The following is a 19,169-nucleotide window of genomic DNA, read 5'->3' as shown; positions in this document are numbered from 1 at the left end:
TTCACTCTGGGGGCATGCAGGTCTCCCTCATCACCGACCTCGGCGCGATCACCGAGGAATGCGCGCGCGTCGCCGAGAGCATCGGCATCGCGCTGACCGTCCTGCCCCCGGACTCGGGCGGATGGCAGGCCTCGACGCTGATCCTCCTCGGTGAGGACGTCAAGGAGGCGCCGGCGACGGACCGCGCGGACAGGATCCTCGTCGTCCTCGACGGGGATGAGCCGGCATCGGCATGGAAGAGGGCCGCCCACCTCGGCGTCGAACAGCTCGCGGTCCTCCCGTCGGCGGCCGAGTGGCTGAGCCAGCGGATGATCGCCGCGGTCGAGCCGCCGGGCGTCCCCGGGACCACGGTGGGCGTCGTGGCCGGCTGCGGGGGAGCGGGAGCCTCGGTGCTCTCGTGCGCGCTCGCCCGCCGGGCCGGTCCCGACACGGTCCTCGTCGACGCCGACCCGCTCGGCGGCGGACTCGACCTCGTCCTCGGCGCCGAACAGGTGCCCGGCCCGAGGTGGTCGGACCTCAGCGCCTCCCGGGGGCAGCTGCGACCGTCGACGCTGCGGGAGGCGCTGCCCCGCCACGACGGCCTGGCGATCCTGTCCTGGGGCCGCGGCGACACCCTCGACCTCGACCCGGACGTCTTCGACGACTTCCTCGCCGCCGCCGGGCAGGCGTTCGATCTCGTCATCGTCGATCTCCCACGCCACGCCCCGCCGCAGTGGACACGCCGCTGCCACCATGTCCTCCTCGTCGCCCCGGCCCGAGTCCGGTCCGCCGTCGCCGCGTCCCAGGTCGCCAAGCGACTGTCCCAATCGCATCCCGACGTCCGCCTCGTCGTGCGGGAGACCGGCCCGGGCGGTCTCGACGCCCAACTGCTGGCCGACTCGATCGGCCTCGGCCTGGCCGGCAGCATCCGCGACGACCGCGGTCTCTCGGCCGCGGTCGACCGCGGTGAGGGGATCCCGGCCGGGGCCCGGCTGGGCCGGCTCGTCGACCGGCTGCTCGGGGAGTGGGCATCATGAGCGAATGGCTCGACGCCTCCCTCGTCGCCGAGGTCCGCAAGACCCTGCTCGACAATCCCGGCCCCGTGACGACGGCCGCCGTCGCCGAGGCGGTGCAGCGGACCGGGCGCGTGCTCGGCTCCGGGGCGCTGCTCGAGCTCGTCACCCGCCTGTCCGCGCAGCTGTCCGGGGCCGGACCGCTGCAGTCGGTGCTCGAGGTGCCCGGCACCACCGACGTGTTCGTCAACGGCCCCAGGGAGATCTTCGCCGACACCGGCAGCGGGCCCGGACTCCTCGACCTCTCCCTCGGCTCCGAGGACGACGTGCGATCCCTGGCCGTGCGCCTGGCCGCGCTCGGCGGTCGGCGCCTCGACGACTCCAGTCCCTTCGTCGACGTCCGCCTGCCCGACGGGGTGCGGATGAACGCGATCATCCCACCCATCGCCGGCGAGCACACGACCATCTCCTTCCGTGTGCCCCGGCGGTCGGGGTTCACGGTCGACGATCTCCTCGCCGACGGCTTCATCCCCGGCGCGGCCGAGGGCCTGCTCAGGGAGGCGGTGCGGTCGCGGGCGAACATCCTCATCTCCGGGGGCACCGGCACCGGGAAGACCGTCCTCCTCGGCGCGCTGCTGGGGATGGTCGATGCGATGCAGCGCATCGTCATCGTCGAGGACTCGCGTGAGCTCATCGTCGGCCACCCGCATGTCGTGCAGCTGGCGGCCCGGCAGGCCAACGTCGAGGGCGGCGGCGAGGTGACACTCACCGACCTGGTCCGCAATGCGCTGCGGATGCGGCCGGACCGGCTCGTCGTCGGGGAGTGCCGAGGCGCCGAGGTCCGTGACATGCTCACCGCGCTCAACACCGGGCACGAGGGCGGGTGCGCGACAATCCACGCGAACACCGCCGACGCCGTGCCCAGCCGTCTGGCCGCCCTCGGCGCACTGGCGGGCATGAGTCCGCAGGCAGTGCACTCGCAGATGTCGACGGCGATCGACCTCGTCATCCATCTGCGTCGGACGGGAGCGGCCCGCGGGATCACCGAGCTCGCGATCGTCACCGGTGCCGGGTCCGACACGGTCGTCACGGAACCGGTGTGGGGCAGGTCCTCGCCGCAGGCCGAGGGGACATTCAACCGTCGGGCCCTCGCGCGGTTCGAGACCGTGCTCGACCAGAAGGCGGCATGATGGCCCTGGTCGTCGCCGTCCTCACCGCTCTCGCCGTGCTGCTCGGCGCCTCCCCGGACCCGGGCGCCCGCCTGCGGCAGCTGCTCCGACGCCGCGGTGCGGACAACGGGAGGCGGCGACGCGCGGTCGGAGGCGAGAATCCCGAGCAGGAGAGGCTGTGGGCGATCTCCACGGTGGAGAACTGCGCGCACCTGCTGCGGGTCGGGATGACCCCGCAGGCGGTGATGACGACAGTGAGCAGGCAGAACTCCCGACTGCAGCCCATCTCGCGAGCGATCACCCTGGGTGAGGATCCGGGGCAGGCGATCGCGACGCGCAGCGACTCCCTGCCCGCTGCCGCCGCCGAGTTGTTCGCCGGGATGGCAGCCGTGTGGACCGTCTCGGAGCGGTCCGGGGCACCGGCGGCCGACATGCTCCTGCGCTATGCGAGGGCACAGCGGGATGCCCTTGACGCGGAGAGGGAACGACGGATCGCCATGGCCGGTCCGAAGGCGACCGTTCGAGTGCTCAGCTGGCTGCCTCTCATCGGGATCGGGCTCGGCCTGCTCATCGGCGTCCGGCCCGAGGACCTCGTCGCCGGTGTGCCGGGACGACTGAGCATCATCGCGGGGCTCGGTCTCTACGTCGTCGGACGCGTCTGGATGAGCCGGATGATCGATCGGGCGCAGCGGTGACGGGCAGGCGATCGCAGCCCGCGACCGGTTCGAGGACCCGGAGGGGGCGAGCCTGATGCTTCCGCTCATCGTCGGTGCCTTCGTCGCGGCAGCGATCCTGCTGTGGTCCGACTCGAGCGCGGGGCGCCTGGCGGGACTGCTGCGGCAGTCGACCACCGAGCTCGGCCAGGGTCCGGCGACGTCCCGGACGGCAACAGCCCGGACGGCCGTGCCCCGGATGCCGAAGGGATCCGAGGTCACCGATGAGCAGCTGGCCTTCGACCTCGATCTCGTCTCGATCTGCCTCACATCGGGGCTGCCCATCCCTGTCGCGCTGACCCTGGCCGCCGAGGCGACGGGAGACCGGTCGGGGCTCGAGCGGATGGCGCGCGCCCGCTCGATCGGGGAGCCGGAGCGAGCCCACGACGACCGGCTCCTTCCCCTGCTCGAGGTCGTCGAGTTCTCCGAGCGCACGGGAGTGGGCCCGGCCCCGCTCATCGAGTCGGTGGCCCAGGAGCTGCGCGACTCCTCACGCCGACGACGGCAGGAAGCGGCGGCGGCACTCGGCGTCAGGCTCGTCGTGCCCCTGGGCCTGTGCATCCTCCCGGCCTTCCTCCTGCTGTCGGTCGTCCCGGTCGTCATCTCCCTCCTCGGCGACCTCACCTCCGTGTTCTTCTGAGGACGGCGAGGTGGGGGTCGGCGTCTCAGGGGGTTCGCAAGTGGGCGTTGGTAGGGTCGGAGAATGGCACCCATCCCTCCCTTCAACCAGCTCTCCGACGTCGAACAGGCCGTGGACTACGCCGAGAACCTGTTCACCGGCCGCTATGTGCGCCTTCGCGCTCTGCGTGAGGAGGACCTGCCCTACCTCGAACAATGGTGGTTCGATCCGTCGATCGTGGTCCTCCAGAACACCACCGTCCTGCCCTGGCCCGAAGGAGGGGTCTCGGAGCAGTTCCAGCAGTGGAGCGCGAACAGGGACACCAGTTCGGTGGGCTTCAGCATCGAGCTGACCGAGACCGAGGAGTTCGTCGGGCACGTCACCCTGTTCGGCCGCAATCCCATCAACCAGTCCGCGACACTGGCGATCATCGTCGGACCCGAGTTCCACGGTCGCGGCTATGGTTCCGACGCCGTCCGGCTCGCTGTTCGCTACGGGTTCCTCCAGCTGGGCCTCAACCGGATCGAGCTGCAGACCTGGGCGTTCAACGCCCGGGGCATCGCGTCCTACAAGAAGGCCGGTTTCGTCGAGGAGGGCCGCCGCAGGGAAGCCGTGTTCTTCAACGGCCGCCGTCATGACGAGGTCATCATGGCCATCCTCAAGGACGACTGGGCGGGCAACCGCTAGCCACTTCGCCTCATTCGCCTGGGGACAGCGTCCCCACTTGTGCTCATCCGCCCTGTGGACGACCGATCGGCATCCACAGCCGACGAATCAGGACTCGACCCCATCACGGCGCCGACTCCACTCTGGGAGTCCGTTCGCACAGCGCGGACGGAAGTCTCAGGAGGAACAGGCATGAGCACAGACATCTTCGATCCGACCATCGAGCCATCGGCGCCCGACGACGCCGACTTCTCCGCACCCTGGCCGCCCATGGTCCGCGACGATCCCGCCGACGACACCGCTGCGGACGGAGCCTCGGAGGAGGCCCCGGACGCTCTCGAGGACGATCAGCCGAACTGGGGTCCCGACACCGGAGCCACGACCGCCGAGTACGCGATCACCACGCTCGCGGCCTGCGGGTTCGCCGCACTGCTCGTCGTCGTCCTCAAATCCGAGCCGATCAGGGAGCTCGTCACCGGAGTCATCCAAACGGCGCTCGGCCTCGGCGGCTGACGTGAGCCCCTGTGAGCCCGGAGGGCGCGGGCGCTGGCGTCACCGCGACGAAGGAACCGCGACCGCCGAATTCGCCATGGTGATGCCCGCCGTCGTGTTCCTCCTCATCGTGCTCACGGGGGCGGCCGCGATCGGCCTCACCCAGCTGCGGGCCTTCGACGCCGCCCGCTCGGCCGCACGTGAGATCGCCCGCGGCGAACCTCCGGCAGCGGTGGTCGCCGAGGCGAAGAAGCACGCCGGGGAGTCCTCCGATGTCGTGATCAGCGGCGAAGGCGGCTACTCGACGGTGCGAGTGACCATCCGGCTGCCCTCGGTCATCGTCGTCCTCGACGAGGTCGAGGCGGCCGCGGTCGCCCGCACCGAAGGCGGACGCCGCCAGGGGGACCCGCCATGACGACGATCGTCACCGGAGTCTGCGCGCTCATCCTCGTCGTCGTCACGGCTCTCGGCGGGCTGACGCAGGCCTTCGTCGCGCACAGCAGCGCGCAGAGCGCGGCCGACCTGGCCGCGCTCGCCGCCGCCGACGTCGTTCGCGGCCTGGCCCCGGGCGACGCGTGCGAGGCGGCCAGGGAGGTCGCGCAGCGCAACGGCGCGACGATGAGGGACTGCCTGGCCTCGACGAGCGAGCAGAGCGCGTTCGTCGAGGTGGAGGTCGAGATCCCCGGCCCCCTGCCGGGAGTGCGGGAGAAGGCCGTCGCCGGACGGTAGCCAGCGGCGATGGTCCGAGGACGGCCGGCCCGGCGACCGGGCCCGCTCGGCGGCTATCCGAGGACGGTCCGGAGGAGCCGCAGGGCCGCGGACTTGTCGAGCGGCTCATTGCCGTTGCCGCATTTGGGCGACTGCACGCAGGACGGGCAGCCGTCGACGCATTCGCAGGCGGCGATCGTGTCCCTGGTCGCCGCCAGCCACTCCTCGATGACCTCGCTGCCGCGTGCGGCGAATCCGGCTCCTCCGGCCAGACCGTCATAGACGAACACCGTCGCCATGCCGGTGTCGGCGTGGAGCGCCGTCGACACGCCGCCGATGTCCCACCGGTCGCAGCCGGCGAACAGGGGCAGCAGCCCGATCGAGGCGTGCTCGGCGGCATGGACCGCTCCCGGCAGGTCCGCCCTGATCACCTCGGCCTCATCGAGCAGCGACTGGGGGATCGTCCACCACACGGCCGCCGTCCGCAGGGTCCTCTCGGGCAGGTCGAGGTCATGCTCGGCGAGGATCGCGCCGCCGCGCTTCGCCCTCATGCGGTAGGACACGACGTGGTCCTTGACGTCGACCGTGCCGCTGCACACGGACACTCCCGACGGCAGGACCCGCTGGTGGTCGGTGTCGACGATCGCGATCTCCGTCAGCGACCTCGCCTGCGTCGTGTAGTCGACCTCGGTGCGTTCGACGAACACGACATGGTCATCGAGGTCGAGGTCGATCACCGTGAAATCCGCACCCTGATGCGTGTACACGGCGCCCGGGTGCGCTCCGGTGTGGGCCCCCGATTCGTCGACGGTTCCGAGCAGGGCTCCCGTGCTCGCCTCCACGAGGCGGAACTGCCCGCCGCCGGAGCCGCGGATGTCGGAGAGGTCCGTCGCCGGTGAGTCCTTGGCCCAGAACCAGCCGGTGGGGCGGGCCCGCAGCATCCGGCGCTCGACGAGGTCGGCGATCACCTCGGCGGAGTTGTCGGGGAAGTGGACGAGCTCAGCCGCGGTCAGGGGCACCTCGGCGGCGGCCGCGCACAGGTGCCCGGACAGCACATGCGGGTTGCCCGGGTGGATGACCCCGGCATCGACGGGGGCATCGAAGATGACCTCCGGGTGATGGACGACGTAGGTGTCGAGCGGGTCGTCCCGGGCGATGAACACCGCCATCCACCGCTGCCCGGCCCTGCCGGCGCGTCCGGCCTGCTGCCACAGGGAGGCCAGGGTCCCGGGCCAGCCGGAGATGATGACGAGATCGAGCCCCGAGATGTCGATCCCGAGCTCGAGCGCGTTCGTCGACGCCACCGCCAGCAGCCGACCCGAGCGCAGCGCCGATTCGAGGAGCCTGCGCTCCTCCGCGAGGTACCCGCCGCGGTAGGCGGCGACCTTGCCCTGCAGGGACTCGTCGACCTGGCCGACCTGGTCGCGCACGGTCGATGCGAGGGCCTCGGCACCGCGACGGGAGGCGATGAATGCGATCGACCGGAAGCCTGCGCACATCGCGTCGGTGAGGAGATCGGCTGCCTCGTTCAGTCCGCTGCGCCGGTCCCCGCCGGGGGACACGGGCGGCTCCCACAGCGCGAAGGCGCCGGCGGCGCGCGGGGAGGAGTCCTCGCTGACCGCATGCGCCTTTCGCCCGGTGAGCGTGGAGAACGCGAGCTCGGGGCGGGCCATCGTCGCCGAGGCGCCGATGACGACCGGGTGCGCTCCGTAGTGCGCGGCGATGCGCAGCAGCCGGCGCAGGATGAGCGACACGTGGGAGCCGAAGACTCCTCGGTAGCGGTGGGCCTCGTCGATGACGATGTAGCGCAGGGTCTTGAACAGTCGGGTGAAGCGCTGATGCTGCGGGAGGATCCCGCGATGGAGCATGTCGGGGTTGGTGAAGACGATGTTCGCGTGCCGTCGGGCCCAGTCCTTCGCCGCCTGCGAGCTGTCCCCGTCGTAGGCCGCGGGCCTCACGCCCCGGACGACGAGCCTCTCCAGCTTGGCCAGCTGATCGGCGGCCAGCGCCTTGGTCGGGGAGATGTAGATCGCCGAGGCGGTGCGCAGGGTGTCCCGCGAGGCCTGGATCGACTCGAGGATGGGCAGCCAGAAGCCCAGGGACTTGCCCGAGGCGGTGGGGGTGGCGATGACGACGTCGGCCCCGGACCGGGCGGTCTCGGCGGCCTCGACCTGATGGCGCCACGGCAGGTCGACGCCGATCGCGTGGCAGGCGTGCCGGAGCTCCTCGTCGACCCAGTCGGGCCATGCCGACTCGTGCTCGAACCGCTGTGGAATATCGCGCACGTGGACGATCCGGTCCTCTCTGGCACCGAACCCGGTGACGATGTCGAGAAGTGCCGAAGAGGTCATGGGGACAATTATGTCGCAGGCACCGCACGTCTCGCCGGAGGCGGGAGTCGATAGGATCGGCGTGTGACTGACCACGGCGCGACGCACTCCGACCTCCACACCACCTTGGGGAAGCGGCTCTACCGAGCCGGCTACACCGAACCCCGACTGCGGCAGATGTGGGGAGGCGCCGTGACGGACGCACTCGTGCGCAACAACGCCGCCCCGGCGATCCACCGCTGCGAGCGGCTGCTCGGCCGCCGGCGAGACCGCAGCGACGGCGCCGGCACCGTCGATGAGGACCTGGCCGTGCTCGCGCTGCTCTTCCGATTCCAGCGGACGGTGCCTGTCGCCCTGCTCCGCCGCGCCCTCGGAGACGAGGCCGTGGCAGCCGCGGTCTCGGCCGGGCTCGTCGAGATCGGCGAGTCGGGGGAGCGCCCCGGTGCGGGTACGTGCGAGGGAGGCATCGAATCCGAGCACGGCATCGAGCCGGAGGCGAGCGCACCCTTCGCCATCACCCCCTACGACCTGCCGGTTGGGGTCCCGCGCGGCTTCGCACCGGGCGATGAGAACCTCTACCTCGTCAGCGATCACGGAACGCTCGTGAATCCCGATGTCCTCGACGGCGATTTCGTCCTCGGGCTCGGCGGCGCGGGACGCACCCTGGTCTCCCTGACTCCTCGCGAGCATTGCGCGCTGGCCGCCGACATCGGCACCGGATGCGGGATCCAGGCCCTGCTGCTGGCCCGGCACTGCGACCGCGTCATCGCCACCGACGTCTCCGCGCGCGCCCTGAGGCTGGCCGAGCTCGGCGCTCGGCTCAATGGAGTCGACTCCATCGAGTTCCGGTCCGGTTCCCTGCTCGAGCCGCTGACCGAACAGGTCGATCTGCTCGTGTCCAACCCGCCGTTCGTCATCACCCCACGCACCGCGACGCACGAGAGCCTCGACACGACGCGCGAGAGCAGCAGCTCTGGGCCGACCGACCGCGCCGACGGGGCCCGGGACTCCGGCCTCCTGCCCGACTTCGAGTACCGCGACGGCGGGATGACCGGCGATCGGCTCGTGCGCACCCTCGTCACCTCGATCCCCGCGGCGCTGCGTCCCGGCGGGCGCAGCGTGTGCCTGGGCAACTGGGAGATCGGTGCTCACACCGCGGCGGAGGAGTCCGGTCCGCACGCGTGGATCACCGACCCGGCCATCTCGGTGCTCGTCATCGAGCGTGAAGCCCTCGACCCGATCGCCTACGCCGAGACCTGGATCCGCGACGGCGGGATCCCTCGGGCGAGTGAGCAGTGGAACCGGGCGACGGCGGCGTGGATCGACGATCTCGACTCCCGAGAGGTCGCCGAGATCGTCTTCGGCTACGTCGTCATGGAGAGAAACGATAACGATTTCCGAACATTCGAGGCCCCCGGCGCGGTCTCCCCGGGGTTCAAGGAGCGGGTCAGGATCACCTCGGCGCCGACGAACGCAGGGCCCGGGATCGGGGCGTTCGTGCAGACGGTCTTCGAGCTGCGCTCCTGGCTGAGCGGGGTCGACGCCGAGGAGATGGCGACCACCGCATTCACCCGGTCCCCGGACCTCGTCGAGCACCGCCATCTCACCCCCGGCGAGTCCGATCCGGCCTCGATCACACTCGAGCAGGGCCTCGGCTTCGGGCAGGTGTTCGACCTCGACACGGCGCTGGCCGGCTTCGTGTCCGTGGCGGATGGGACGCTGACCCTGAGACAGACGGCGGTCGCCCTCGCGCATCTCCTCGAGGTGGATGCGGCGGCGCTCGAGGAGCAGCTCATCATGCAGGTGAGGCAGCTGGTGGCCGCGGGCGCCCTGCTGCCGACGGGAGACCCGGAAACCGGTTCGCGCTGATCGATGCGGTCCCCGGCGCCGCCTCGGTGACTGTAGGATCGGGAACCGTCGGTGTCGGCCTCCACGCCATCCCCCGATGCAGATCGAGACCGTCCATGAGTGTTACATTGGGCCGGATCGGCCGTGGACGAGCAGCGGCCGGAGCAGTTGATCGGCCAGAAGTCAGTGAGAACCGCCCAGCGCGGATGCCGTGCATCTGGCATGAGAGGAATGTGCAAGAGTGACGACAACCGAGAAGACACCCCGCCGTCTCGTCATCGTCGAGTCCCCGACGAAGGCGCGCACGATCGTCGGGTACCTCGGCGAGGGTTATGACGTCGAGGCCTCCGTGGGCCACATTCGTGACCTTCCGACACCGTCCGAACTCCCTGCCGACATGAAGAAGGGGCCGTACGGCAAGTTCGCCGTCGACGTCGACAACGGCTTCGACCCCTACTACCGGATCGATCCCGGCAAGAAGAAGAAGGTCACCGAGCTCAAGCGGCTCCTCAAGGACGCCGACGAACTCTACCTCGCCACCGATGAGGACCGTGAGGGGGAGGCCATCGCCTGGCACCTCCTCGAAGTGCTCAAGCCGAAGATCCCGGTCAAGCGCATGGTCTTCCATGAGATCACCCCCGAGGCGATCAACCGCGCCCTGGAGAACACCCGGGAGATCGACGAGGCGCTCGTCGACGCCCAGGAGACCCGCCGGATCCTCGACCGCCTCTACGGCTACGAGATCTCGCCCGTGCTGTGGCGCAAGATCCGCGCCGGGCTGTCCGCCGGACGCGTCCAGTCGGTGGCCACCCGGCTCGTCGTCGAACGCGAACGCGAGCGCATGGCGTTCGTCCCCGCCGACTACTGGGATCTCGACATCGACCTGGGCCTGCCCGGCGGCGCCAGTCCGTTCGCCGCGAACCTCGCGACCCTCGACGGGGCGCGTGTCGCCTCGGGGCGGGACTTCGACGACGCCGGCCGGCTGAAGAACGCCGCGGCCACCGTCGTCGACCGGGCGAAGGCCGAGGAGCTCGCCGAACTGCTGGGCGGATCGCGGAAGGACTCGCTGACCGTCACCGCGGTCGAGTCGAAGCCCTACTCGCGCAAGCCCGCCGCTCCCTTCACCACCTCGACGCTGCAGCAGGAGGCCGGCCGCAAGCTGCGGATGAGCGCCCGCCAGGCGATGCGCACCGCGCAGTCGCTCTACGAGCACGGCTACATCACCTACATGCGCACCGACTCCCCGGCCCTGTCGGGGCAGGCGATCGCCGCGGCGCGCAGGCAGGTGACCGAGCTCTACGGTCCCGAGTACGTGCCCCAGTCGCCACGGGTGTACAAGGGCAAGCAGAAGTCGGCGCAGGAGGCCCACGAGGCGATCCGCCCCGCCGGCGACTCGTTCCGGACTCCCGCCCAGGTCGCGAAGTCGCTGAGCGGCGACGAGTTCCGGCTCTACGACCTGATCTGGAAGCGCACCGTGGCCAGTCAGATGGCCGACGCCAAGGGCAAGACCGCGACCATCCGGGTCCGCGCCGATCTCGGCGACGGACACGAGGCCGGTTTCACCGCCAGCGGCACCGTCATCACCTTCCGCGGCTTCCTTGCCGCCTACGAGGAGGGCCAGGACGCCGGCCGCTACGACACGAAGTCGGGCGAATCGCGCCTGCCTCAGGTCGAGGAGGGCCAGGCACTGACCGTGGTCCAGGTCGAGGCCGACGGGCACACGACCGCACCGCCGCCGCGCTACACGGAGGCGAGCCTGGTCAAGGCGCTCGAGGAGCTCGGCATCGGCCGCCCCTCGACGTACGCCTCGATCATCTCCGTCATCCAGGACCGCGGGTACGTCACGAGCCGCGGCAACGCGCTGGTCCCCAGCTGGCTGGCGTTCTCCGTCGTGCGGCTGCTCGAGGAGCACTTCACCGGGCTCGTCGACTACGAATTCACCGCCGACCTCGAGACTGAGCTCGACCGCATCGCCGCCGGCGAGGAGGATCGCAGGGCCTGGCTCGCGCGGTTCTACTTCGGCGACAAGGACCACGACCGGGAAGGTCTCAAGGAGGTCGTCGACGACCTCGGCGACATCGACGCCCGCGAGGTCAACACGGTGCGCATCAGCGACGGTGTGGCGCTGCGCGTGGGCCGCTACGGCCCCTACCTCGAGGTCAGCGGGGGTGCCGAGGGCGAGGAGCCGAAGCGGGTGTCCGTGCCCGACGATCTCGCTCCCGACGAGCTCACCGCGGCCAAGGCCGCCGAACTCATCGAATCCCAGGGCGACGGCGACCTCGAGCTCGGCGTCGATCCCGAGACCGGGCACACGATCGTGGCGAAGACGGGTCGGTTCGGCCCCTACGTCACCGAGGTGCTGCCCGAGTCCGAGGAGAAGCCGAAGCGGGGTGCGAAGAAGCCGAAGCCGCGCACGGCCTCCCTGTTCAAGTCGATGGACCTCGCGACCATCGACCTCGACACCGCACTGAAGCTGCTCAGCCTGCCGCGGGTCGTCGGCGCGGACGAGGAGGGCAACGAGATCACCGCGCAGAACGGCCGCTACGGCCCCTACCTCAAGAAGGGCACGGACTCGCGGTCGCTGACGGATGAGGAGCAGATCTTCTCCATCACGCTCGACGAGGCGCTGAAGATCTACTCCGAGCCCAAGCAGCGCGGGGGTCGGCGCGCGACCGCACCGCTCAAGGAGCTGGGCGAGGACCCGGAGTCGAAGAAGCCGGTCGTCGTCAAGGACGGTCGCTTCGGCCCCTACGTCACCGACGGGGAGACGAACGCGACCCTGCGCAAGGACGACGACGTCGAGACGATCACCCTCGAGCGCGCCGCGACCCTGCTCGCCGAGAAGCGGGCCAAGGGACCGGCGAAGAAGAAGACGACGACGCGCAAGGCTCCGGCGAAGAAGACGACGGCGGCCAAGACCACGGCGGCGAAGAAGTCGACCTCGACGACGGCGAAGAAGACGACGGCCAAGACCACGGCCGCGAAGAAGTCGACGGCGGCCAAGCCGAAGACGCCCTGAGCCCGGCCGGTCTCCCTGAGCTCGATCGGGTTCAGGGAGACCGGTTCACGCCCTGGTGTCGGCGAACGAGGCGAGGGCCTCGCCGGCGAGGCGGTAGGTCTCCCACTCCTCCTGGGCCGTGGCGCCCAGGGACCGGTAGAAGCCGATCGACGGTTCGTTCCACTTGAGCACGCACCACTCGAGGCGCGTCAGCCCATTGTCCCGGCAGTGCCGGGCGAGTCTCCTCAGCAGCTCCCGGCCGAGCCCCGTGCCGCGGTGGTCCGGGTCGACGAAGAGGTCCTCGAGCCAGATCCCGTTCTTCCCGGTCCACGTGGAGAACGAGTAGAACCAGATCGCGATCCCGACGATCCTCCCCTCCGCCTCGGCGACGAAGCCGTAGGTGTTCGGCCGTCCGTCGGCGGGGAACATCACCGCGGCGAAGTCCTCCTCGGTGGCCTCGACGGCATCGGGCTCCTTCTCGTACTCGGCGAGCGCATGGACCAGGCGGAGGATGTCGGGCAGGTCCTCGGGCGTGGCCTCGCGGACGTTCGTGCTCATCGTGGTCTCGGTCATGGGAGGCAGTGTACCCAGCTCCCCGACCCGACTGCCCGGCGCGTCCGCATCTAGAGGGCGTGCCTGCCCACCTGCGCGGGCAGAGCGGCGAGCTCCTCGGCGGTCGGCGCCCCCGGGTCGAGACCGTGGGACTCGGCGAAGTGCGCGGCGAACGCCGCGGCGACGGCATCGACCGTGACCGTGGGATGGAGCTCGGAGATCGCTCCGCCCGTGGCCGGGTCCCACTCGACCCCGAGGGCGGCCTCGACGTCGGTGAGGACCGCGCGGATCGGGTCCGGATCCTCGACGACGACCGAGGAGGAGAACAGCCACGCCCCCGAGACCACGCGCTGGGCGGTGCCGATGGCCTTGATCCGTCCGCCCACGTTGACGCTGTGCTCACCGGGACAGTACTCGCCGGGGATCTCGCCGAGGCGGGCGTCGACGCCGATGCCGCGCAGCACCTCGACGTACTCCCGGCCGAAGTCCGCGAACCGCGCATTCGTGTCCCTGAGGAAGGAGTCACTGGGTTCGATGTGGTCGATGACGAGCGAACCCGGGTGGTAGGCGGCCGCGCGCCCGCCGAGGCTGCGCAGCGCCGGGGTGAAGCCGTGGTCCCTGGCCGCGGCGATCGCGGCCGGGAAGCCGGGGAGGAACCGGTCGCGGGCGCCGAACGCGACGGTCGGCGCCGGACGGTAGAGACGCAGCGCGGCACCTCGACGTCCCTGCCTGACGGAATCGAGGAGGACCCGGGCGAACGCCAGCTCCTCGACGGCATCGAGTCCCGAGGTCTCGACCGCTGTCAGTCTCGCCCGCTCGGGCGCCGAAGTCGCATGCACGGGAACCAGGGTACTCCCCTCGGACGGTTCCAAGAGTTATGTCAGTCGGGGCGGATATGGTTGTCCTGTGAGCATGTTGACGACTTCAGGACATCGGCTTCCCGGCGCCCCCGGCCGGCTGGTCACCGAGACCGCCGCATGGGGCGCACTCATCGTCCTCGCGGCGGTCAGCTATGTCGTGGCCGGCACGAGCGGGATGACCGTCACCCTGCAGGACCGGCCCTACTCGGTGATCGCCGAGGCACTCGGGGCGGGCGACTTCGACAACCGCCTCGGCAGTCTCTCCCTGCTCATCGTCTTCGTCCTCGCCGGGGCGGGCCTCTTCCTCCCGGCCCGGCTGTTCCAGGCGAAGGGACCGGGACCGCGCCGGATCGCGCTGAGTGCCGCGGCCGTGGTCCTGGCCGCCCTGCTCATCGTCCTCGGCTTCGCTCCGAGCGCGTGGCTGACGTGGATCGGCGGGCTCGTCCTCGGCGCGCTCGTCGGTCTGCTCCTCAGCCTCAACCCCTTCGCCAACGCGAAGCCGTGGCGCAGGGTCGGGGTTCCCGCGGCCTTCCTCGTCTTCCTCTCCTGCTCGTTCCAGATCCTGGGCGGCGCGGTGGCCGGCACCGCCGCGCTCAAGTGGATGAGCCTCGTCGTCGGCGTCGCCATGATCGTCGGGGCCGTGATCATCTATCTCACTCCGGAACGAGCGCTGCACGCCGAGGCGTCGATGACCGGAGCGTTCCCCGAGGTGAAGGCACGCCTCTCCCGCCCGCCGGCGAAGATCGCCAACCCCTGGGTCTGCGTCGCCCTCTTCGCCGTGCTGGGAACGACGGTCATCCTGTCCCAGCCCACGGCGGTCGAGAACAGCTTCGGACAGGCAGGCTTCGCGCTCATCCTCGTGTGCTCGCTGCTGGGCTGGGCCATCGGCTTCGAGATGGGGCCGACCTTCGCCCCGGGGATGTCCCGCCCCCGGGTCTCCGCGTTCGCCCTCACGGTCTCGGGCATCCTCCTCATCGCGACGGGCGCGATCGCCGAACTGTCCGGAAAGGTCGTCCTGTCGGCCGTCATCGCCTTCCTCGTCGGGATCGGGGTGCGGTCTCAGCCCTATCGCTTCTCCCGGCGCGTCGGCGCCGTGGGCGGAGCGGTCGTCGCCTTGGCCCTCAACGCCCTCGACATCTCGGCTGTCGTGCCCCTGGGAGCGACGACCGAATGGGAGATCGCTCCGAGCGAGGTCGCCTACGGGGTCATGGGCCTGGCCGCACTCATCGCCGGCATCATCGGCCTTCTCATCTTCGACCCGCACCGGCTGCAGGGGCTGGCCGTCGACATCGTCCACGGGTTCCGCGCGCCGAACGGGGTCGGCGACGCGCCCGGGGACGGGATCCGGCTGCCCGCCGACCGCCTCGGGCCAGGGTTCTTCATCGCCATCGAAGGCGGTGACGGCTCCGGCAAGAGCACCCAGATCAAGCGGATCTCACGCATCCTCGCCGACGAGGGCTACGAGGTCGAGGCGACGCGGGAACCGGGCGGCACGGAGCTGGGCCGGCAGATCAGGTCTGTGCTCTTCGACGCCGAGACCCCGGCCCCGCGCGCCGAGGCGCTCCTCTTCGCCGCCGACCGCGCCCATCACGTCGCCTCCCTGGTCGATCCGAGCCTCGACGCCGGCAGCATCGTCATCACGGACCGCTACATCGACTCGACGGTCGCCTACCAGGCGGCGGGCCGCCAGTTCGACCCCGAGACGATCCTCGCCCTGAGCAAGTGGGCGACTCAGGGGCTCATCCCTCATCTGACGATCGTCCTCGACATCGAACCCGAGGTCGCGGCCGCCCGCATGGGCGAGCGCGAGGACAACAACTACCTCGATGAGGAGAACCAGCAGTTCCACCAGCGCGTCCGCCAGACCTACCTGTCCCGGGCCAACGAGGATCCGGCCCGCTATGTCGTGCTCGACGCCTCGGTGAGCGAGGACGAGCTGACCGGGCAGATCCTCTCCGCGATCCACGCCCGTCTGCCGCGGGAGATCGGCCGCGGCCCCGCGGCTACCGGTGTCGATGCCGATGCGCCGGCCGCGGCGGGTGCCGGCGACGCCGCGGGCAGCACTGCGGGAACGGGTGCCGCAGATGGTTCGGGCACCGTTGCAGGTGCGGGCACAGGGGCGGGCCCGGTGAGCGCCGAGGACCTGTCATCGACATCGGCCGACTCCACCCGGACCGCGCGGTTCGATGCCGTGGCACCCGACCCCGCCCCGGCCGCCGAAGGGTCGGAGGACCCGAGCTGCGAGAGCGTCGACGCCCCGGCCGGAGAGGCGACCGACGACGAGCCAGTCGCAGGTGACCATGCCACGGGCGACCGTGCCGCAGACGAGGAAGCCGCCACCACCGTGCTCCCCGCTCACGGCTTTCGGCCGAGCGCTCCTTTGCCCGACGGGGAGGACGACGAGGACGACGTGCCGACGACCGTCATCGAGGAGCGGAAGCGGCAGGAGGCGACGCCGGCCGAGGAGGCCGACACCACGGTCCTTCCCGCCCATGCTCCCCGCCAGTCGAGCCGGGAACGGCTCCAGGCGCAGGCCGAGATCGAGCGTCAGGCCAGGGAGCGGCTGCGCAGGCAGAGGGAGCGCACCCAGAATCGCTTCAACGACCCCGAGGGGCGCTGAGTGAGCGTCTTCGACGAACTTGTCGGGCAGGACGAGGTGGTCAGGCAGCTCGACGGCGCCCTGCACAGCCCCGGTGCCATGACACATGCCTGGCTGTTCACCGGGCCGCCGGGATCGGGCCGGTCGAACGCGGCGCGAGCCTTCGCCGCCGCGCTGATCTCCGGCGGCACCGCGACCTCCGAGGTCACTGCGCGGGTGCTCAAGGGGCAGCACGAATCCCTGACGATCATGTCGACCCAGAAGTCGGTCATCGCGATCGACGAGGTTCGCGAACTCGTGTCGAAGGCGCAGTCGGCACCGGTGAACTCGGCCTGGCGGGTCGTCATCATCGAAGACGCCGACAGGATGACCGAACGGACGGCGAACGTCCTGCTCAAGGCGATCGAGGAACCGCCGCCCGCCACCGTCTGGCTGCTCTGCGCCCCGAGCCCGATCGATGTCCTCACGACCATCCGCTCCCGCTGCCGGCCGGTGCGGCTGCGGATCCCCTCACGCGAGGCCGTGGCCACCCTCCTCATCGAACGCGACCACGTCGATGAGGAGAGGGCCCATTGGGCCGCCGCGGTGGCGCAGAACCACATCGGCCGCGCCAAGTACCTGGCGCGCAGCGAATCGGCGGGGGAGGAGCGGAGGAAGATCCTCGAGATCCCCGACAAGCTCACCTCGGTGGGGGCGACGATCCGACTGGCCGGACGTATCGTCGACGATGCCGCGGAGACCGCGAAGGCCAGGGTCGAGGACCGCAACCGCGCCGAACGCCGCGACCTCCTGACGAGCCTCGGCATCGAGACCGAGAAGAGCATCCCGCCCTCGGCCCGAGCCCAGCTGAGGAGACTCGAGGAGGAGCAGAAGCGGCGCTCGGTGAGGGCGCGCAACGACGAACTCGACCGCATCTTCCTCGAACTCATGAGCCTCTACCGCGACATCCTCATGTACCAGCTGGGGATCCGCGAGGGATGGATCAACGCCGGCGAGGGCGACCTCATCGCCAAGCATGCGAACCGGGACGGTCCCGACACGACCCTGCTGCGCATCGACGCCATCACCGAGGCGCGCAGGCGACTGCAGACGAACATGTCCCCGGTCCTCATCGTCGAATCGGCGTTCGTGCTGCTGTCGAACCCATGGCTGCTCGACGCCTGAGAGCCGAGAGCGACCCGAGGAGTTCTCAGTCCTCGGCGAGGAGCTCGGCGACCAGGGCCTGAGTGAGTTCGACGCGGCGCGGAATCCACACCTGCAGGGCATGCTCGTTGCGGGCATGGGAGCCTCCACCCACCGTGCCCAGCCCGTCGAGGGTCGGGGTTCCCACTCCGGCCGTGAAGTTGCCGTCCGAGCCCCCGCCGACGGCCACCGACCGCAGCGGCGGATGCCCGAGCTCGGCTGCCAGGCGCTGGGCGCGCGCGTAGAGGCCCATCGCCATCTTCTGCTCGAGTGGGGCCCGGTTGATCCCGCCCCTGACCTCGATCGTCGCTCCGGCGACGGTCGGGGACAGGGAGGTGAGGATCTCATCGATGCGGATCTGCTCCGCCACGGTCGCGGCGCGGGAGTCGATCCCGACGCTCGCCTCGGCGGGGACGGTGTTCGTCGTCGATCCGCTCCTCATCACCGTCGGGACCACCGAGGTGCCGACCGAGGGGTCGTGGAGCGCGGCGATCCGCACCACCTGGTTGGCCACCTCGAGCGTCGAGTTGACGCCCTTCTCCGGTTCGACTCCGGCATGGGCGGCCCGGCCGGTGACTTCGAGGGAGTAGATCGCCACTCCCTTGCGCGCGATCTTCACGGACCCATCGGCGGCTCCGCTCTCGAACACGAGAGCGGCCTTCGCGCCGCGGGCCTCGGCCTCGATGATCGATCGGGAGCCGGGGGAGCCGAGCTCCTCATCGGCGGTGATGAGCACGCTGACCCCGTCGAGGCTCCCGCGCTGATGCCGCAGTCGGGACAAGGCATGGAGGGCGATGAGCAGGCCGCCCTTCATGTCATCGGCGCCGGGGCCGCGGACGACCCCGTCGGCGACGGAGAACGGGAACGTCTCGAGGGTGCCGGTCGGCCACACCGTGTCGTGGTGGCCGATGAGGACCGCTCTGCGCGGACCGGAGCCGAAGCGCCACAGCAGATGGGGGCGGGAGTCGGTCTCGATGATCGTCGGCGCGGCCCCGAGCAGCCCGGTGCCGATGCGGGAGATGAGACGGGCGCTGCGGGCCAGGGCGTCCGGGTCCCCGGTGAACGACTCGCATTCGATGAGCACCTGGAAGTCACTCATGAACTCCTTGGAGTCGAACTCGGCCACCTGGGTCACCCTCTCTGTCTGCGATTCCCTGCTCGTTCCAGACTACCGGGTCGGGGGTCGCCCCCGTCGTCGGGCGCATCGCTCCTGTGACCGGGACGGCCGTTTTGACCCCGAGCACCACGGTTGGCTACAGTTGGTGCGGTTGCCGCCTTAGCTCAGTCGGCAGAGCGATTCACTCGTAATGAATAGGTCGCGGGTTCGATTCCCGCAGGCGGCTCGGTGTCCTGAGTCGCGACATCGTTGACAGACGATGTCGCGACTTGGGACTTTTTTGTGGGTTCACTCCTGGAATCAGATACCGTCCTGGTTGTCGTG

Annotated in this window: 16 protein-coding genes and 1 tRNA gene; 13 read left to right on the top strand and 4 right to left on the bottom strand. The window is 70.5% G+C overall.

Going from position 1 to position 19,169, the window contains the following annotated elements:
• Positions 1 to 14: 14 nt before the first annotated feature.
• The 8 genes from ssd to DFO65_RS13375 all read left to right on the top strand — a co-directional run bounded on the left by ssd (position 15) and on the right by DFO65_RS13375 (position 5,380).
• Positions 15 to 1,016 (top strand): septum site-determining protein Ssd, encoded by a 1,002-nt coding sequence (gene ssd / locus DFO65_RS13410; RefSeq protein WP_113904948.1) that lies wholly within the window; start codon positions 15 to 17, stop codon positions 1,014 to 1,016.
• The gene (locus DFO65_RS13405; protein ID WP_113905042.1) at positions 1,013 to 2,182 is read left to right on the top strand and encodes a TadA family conjugal transfer-associated ATPase; all 1,170 of its coding nucleotides are present in this window, start codon (positions 1,013 to 1,015) and stop codon (positions 2,180 to 2,182) included. Before ssd ends, DFO65_RS13405 begins: the two co-directional genes overlap by 4 nt.
• Entirely contained in the window at positions 2,182 to 2,856 is a 675-nt protein-coding gene (locus DFO65_RS13400; protein WP_113904947.1) for a type II secretion system F family protein, read from the top strand. The genes DFO65_RS13405 and DFO65_RS13400 overlap by 1 nt, the downstream gene beginning before the upstream one ends.
• Before the next feature lie 55 nt (positions 2,857 to 2,911).
• Entirely contained in the window at positions 2,912 to 3,514 is a 603-nt protein-coding gene (locus DFO65_RS13395; RefSeq protein WP_113904946.1) for a type II secretion system F family protein, read from the top strand.
• Positions 3,515 to 3,577: 63 nt separating this feature from the next.
• The gene (locus tag DFO65_RS13390; protein WP_113904945.1) at positions 3,578 to 4,180 is read left to right on the top strand and encodes a GNAT family N-acetyltransferase; all 603 of its coding nucleotides are present in this window, start codon (positions 3,578 to 3,580) and stop codon (positions 4,178 to 4,180) included.
• 171 nt (positions 4,181 to 4,351) lie between these two features.
• Positions 4,352 to 4,672 carry a DUF4244 domain-containing protein gene (locus DFO65_RS13385; RefSeq protein ID WP_245940771.1) on the top strand — a complete coding sequence of 107 codons (321 nt, stop codon included), beginning with the start codon at positions 4,352 to 4,354 and terminating at the stop codon, positions 4,670 to 4,672.
• A 76-nt stretch (positions 4,673 to 4,748) separates the two neighbouring features.
• Positions 4,749 to 5,066, top strand: coding sequence for a TadE family type IV pilus minor pilin (locus DFO65_RS13380; RefSeq protein WP_245940769.1), 318 nt, complete (start codon positions 4,749 to 4,751; stop codon positions 5,064 to 5,066).
• Complete coding sequence (locus DFO65_RS13375) at positions 5,063 to 5,380, top strand: Rv3654c family TadE-like protein (protein ID WP_113904943.1); 318 nt, start codon at positions 5,063 to 5,065, stop codon at positions 5,378 to 5,380. The genes DFO65_RS13380 and DFO65_RS13375 overlap by 4 nt, the downstream gene beginning before the upstream one ends.
• A 53-nt stretch (positions 5,381 to 5,433) precedes the next feature.
• Here DFO65_RS13375 and DFO65_RS13370 read toward each other — a convergent pair whose 3' ends face one another.
• Positions 5,434 to 7,710, bottom strand: a complete 2,277-nt coding sequence (locus DFO65_RS13370) for a DEAD/DEAH box helicase (protein ID WP_113904942.1) — start codon at positions 7,708 to 7,710, stop codon at positions 5,434 to 5,436.
• 63 nt (positions 7,711 to 7,773) lie between these two features.
• On the opposite strand from DFO65_RS13370, the gene DFO65_RS13365 reads away from it, so the two are divergent.
• Together DFO65_RS13365 and topA are read left to right on the top strand one after the other, a co-directional pair.
• The gene (locus DFO65_RS13365) at positions 7,774 to 9,558 is read left to right on the top strand and encodes a methyltransferase (RefSeq protein WP_245940768.1); all 1,785 of its coding nucleotides are present in this window, start codon (positions 7,774 to 7,776) and stop codon (positions 9,556 to 9,558) included.
• 220 nt (positions 9,559 to 9,778) lie between these two features.
• Positions 9,779 to 12,556: a type I DNA topoisomerase gene (gene topA / locus DFO65_RS13360; protein WP_113904941.1), complete on the top strand. Its 2,778-nt coding sequence runs from the start codon at positions 9,779 to 9,781 to the stop codon at positions 12,554 to 12,556.
• A gap of 45 nt (positions 12,557 to 12,601) precedes the next feature.
• Here topA and DFO65_RS13355 read toward each other — a convergent pair whose 3' ends face one another.
• Both DFO65_RS13355 and DFO65_RS13350 read right to left on the bottom strand, forming a co-directional pair.
• Positions 12,602 to 13,108: a GNAT family N-acetyltransferase gene (locus tag DFO65_RS13355; protein WP_245940762.1), complete on the bottom strand. Its 507-nt coding sequence runs from the start codon at positions 13,106 to 13,108 to the stop codon at positions 12,602 to 12,604.
• 50 nt (positions 13,109 to 13,158) lie between these two features.
• Positions 13,159 to 13,926, bottom strand: coding sequence for a lipoate--protein ligase family protein (locus DFO65_RS13350; RefSeq protein WP_428844228.1), 768 nt, complete (start codon positions 13,924 to 13,926; stop codon positions 13,159 to 13,161).
• A 73-nt stretch (positions 13,927 to 13,999) separates the two neighbouring features.
• Here DFO65_RS13350 and tmk point away from each other — a divergent pair, with 73 nt between their 5' ends.
• On the top strand, positions 14,000 to 16,567 hold the full coding sequence (gene tmk, locus DFO65_RS13345; protein ID WP_113904940.1) for a dTMP kinase: 2,568 nt from the start codon (positions 14,000 to 14,002) through the stop codon (positions 16,565 to 16,567).
• Positions 16,568 to 17,710: a DNA polymerase III subunit delta' gene (locus DFO65_RS13340; protein ID WP_113904939.1), complete on the top strand. Its 1,143-nt coding sequence runs from the start codon at positions 16,568 to 16,570 to the stop codon at positions 17,708 to 17,710. It abuts the gene before it with no gap.
• 25 nt (positions 17,711 to 17,735) lie between these two features.
• Here the strand turns inward: DFO65_RS13340 and DFO65_RS13335 are convergent, their stop codons facing one another.
• Positions 17,736 to 18,827, bottom strand: a complete 1,092-nt coding sequence (locus DFO65_RS13335; protein ID WP_113905037.1) for a M20/M25/M40 family metallo-hydrolase — start codon at positions 18,825 to 18,827, stop codon at positions 17,736 to 17,738.
• A gap of 171 nt (positions 18,828 to 18,998) precedes the next feature.
• On the opposite strand from DFO65_RS13335, the gene DFO65_RS13330 reads away from it, so the two are divergent.
• A tRNA-Thr gene (locus DFO65_RS13330) sits at positions 18,999 to 19,071 on the top strand.
• Positions 19,072 to 19,169 lie beyond the last annotated feature (98 nt).

This window comes from Brevibacterium sanguinis (assembly GCF_003315415.1).
Lineage (GTDB): Bacteria > Actinomycetota > Actinomycetes > Actinomycetales > Brevibacteriaceae > Brevibacterium > Brevibacterium celere_A.
Note: the sequence above shows the minus strand (reverse complement) of the source record. Positions and strands in the feature narration are given on the sequence as shown.

Bases quoted from the DNA above. Each gene is read 5' to 3' on its own strand.
- DFO65_RS13355 (WP_245940762.1), bottom strand. From the start codon at position 13,108: ATGACCGAGACCACGATGAGCACGAACGTCCGCGAGGCCACGCCCGAG.
- DFO65_RS13390 (WP_113904945.1), top strand. From the start codon at position 3,578: ATGGCACCCATCCCTCCCTTCAACCAGCTCTCCGACGTCGAACAGGCC.
- DFO65_RS13370 (WP_113904942.1), bottom strand. From the start codon at position 7,710: ATGACCTCTTCGGCACTTCTCGACATCGTCACCGGGTTCGGTGCCAGA.
- DFO65_RS13395 (WP_113904946.1), top strand. From the start codon at position 2,912: ATGCTTCCGCTCATCGTCGGTGCCTTCGTCGCGGCAGCGATCCTGCTG.
- DFO65_RS13385 (WP_245940771.1), top strand. From the start codon at position 4,352: ATGAGCACAGACATCTTCGATCCGACCATCGAGCCATCGGCGCCCGAC.
- DFO65_RS13400 (WP_113904947.1), top strand. From the start codon at position 2,182: ATGGCCCTGGTCGTCGCCGTCCTCACCGCTCTCGCCGTGCTGCTCGGC.
- DFO65_RS13375 (WP_113904943.1), top strand. From the start codon at position 5,063: ATGACGACGATCGTCACCGGAGTCTGCGCGCTCATCCTCGTCGTCGTC.
- tmk (WP_113904940.1), top strand. From the start codon at position 14,000: ATGTTGACGACTTCAGGACATCGGCTTCCCGGCGCCCCCGGCCGGCTG.
- DFO65_RS13380 (WP_245940769.1), top strand. From the start codon at position 4,749: ATGGTGATGCCCGCCGTCGTGTTCCTCCTCATCGTGCTCACGGGGGCG.
- DFO65_RS13335 (WP_113905037.1), bottom strand. From the start codon at position 18,827: ATGAGTGACTTCCAGGTGCTCATCGAATGCGAGTCGTTCACCGGGGAC.
- ssd (WP_113904948.1), top strand. From the start codon at position 15: ATGCAGGTCTCCCTCATCACCGACCTCGGCGCGATCACCGAGGAATGC.
- DFO65_RS13405 (WP_113905042.1), top strand. From the start codon at position 1,013: ATGAGCGAATGGCTCGACGCCTCCCTCGTCGCCGAGGTCCGCAAGACC.